Origin of the sequence: Catenibacterium sp. UBA627 (assembly GCF_002299355.1) — a bacterium.
GTDB classification, from domain to species: Bacteria; Bacillota_I; Bacilli_A; order Erysipelotrichales; family Coprobacillaceae; genus Catenibacterium; species Catenibacterium mitsuoka.
This window is the reverse complement of sequence record NZ_DBPF01000012.1, coordinates 19335-20407: the sequence shown is the minus strand read 5'-3', so window position 1 is coordinate 20407 and position 1073 is coordinate 19335. Positions and strand designations below refer to the sequence as shown.

The following is a 1073-nucleotide window of genomic DNA, read 5'->3' as shown; positions in this document are numbered from 1 at the left end:
ACGAGTATCTGCAATCTAATCACAAAAGTAATATAACCTATATGGCACAGTAAGTCAATTATGAAAAAGAAAAAGCACAAAAGTTTAGATGGACACAAGAATAATTTTACATTTTACATTTCTCATGGAGGTATAAGTAAAAACTTTATATAATTAAATAAATGAGGTGATTACAATGAATAGATTATTACTATTACATGAATTACTTAATATGGTAAATAAAGACAAGTGGGCTGAAATATATAATCTAGACCATTATTTCAATATAAAACTATATGATTATAATTCTTTAGAGGATTATCAAGAAGCAATAGAAGATTAAGGTGATACTATGGGAAGAATAACAACACTATTTCAAACACTTAAAGATTTAAACAAAGATAGATGGGTGAGAAAATATAATCCTCACCAACAATTCTTTGTAGATGTTGATTGGTATGATACTGAAGAAGAATATTTAAATGCTTTGCGTGATGATTGGAAATCTGAAGCAGATCCATTTGATGAATGTGATCATTATGTTGATGTATCTAAATATGATAATTTTGAAGACTATGAAAAATCAGTTAATATATGCTTAGAACATCTTGAGTGGATTGAAGAAGTATCTAGATATGGTGACTTTGATATTGATCCACAAAACTATAAGAATGAAGATACTTATCTGGATGCTCTAACAAAGAGAATAAAAGAGAAGTATGATCCTGAAAATGAATTTTATTGTATTGATCCTCTAGATTATGATTCACCTTATGAGTATCAATATGAAATAGATGAAAGAATACATTGGCTGGAATTATATGATCCAAATCATCAATATCCTGTTGATCCAAGTGAATTTAGTGATGAAGAAGACTATGTAGAAGCTGTCAATGAGTGGAAAGACTATGTCGCAAAGCTTGATGCAGAATTAGATGAAGAAGAAGCTTTAGAGTCTGATGATATGAAAGACTATCGCCAAAAAGCGATGAAACAAATGTCTAGGAAACGACCATGCTTCACTCAGTATAGTTCATTGGATAAAGAAGTTTCTCAAGAGGGAAATGTCATTGAAGAAGATAAAAAGTTATGGG

The 1073-nt window shown here is 29.7% G+C and carries 2 protein-coding genes; both read left to right on the top strand.

Annotation, left to right across the window (positions count from 1 at the left end):
* Positions 1 to 175 precede the first annotated feature (175 nt).
* Positions 176 to 322 carry a hypothetical protein gene (locus tag B2S90_RS00990; protein ID WP_187114898.1) on the top strand — a complete coding sequence of 49 codons (147 nt, stop codon included), beginning with the start codon at positions 176 to 178 and terminating at the stop codon, positions 320 to 322.
* A 9-nt stretch (positions 323 to 331) separates the two neighbouring features.
* A partial coding sequence (locus B2S90_RS00985) for a hypothetical protein (protein ID WP_286696400.1) occupies positions 332 to 1073 on the top strand: 742 nt, incomplete at its 3' end.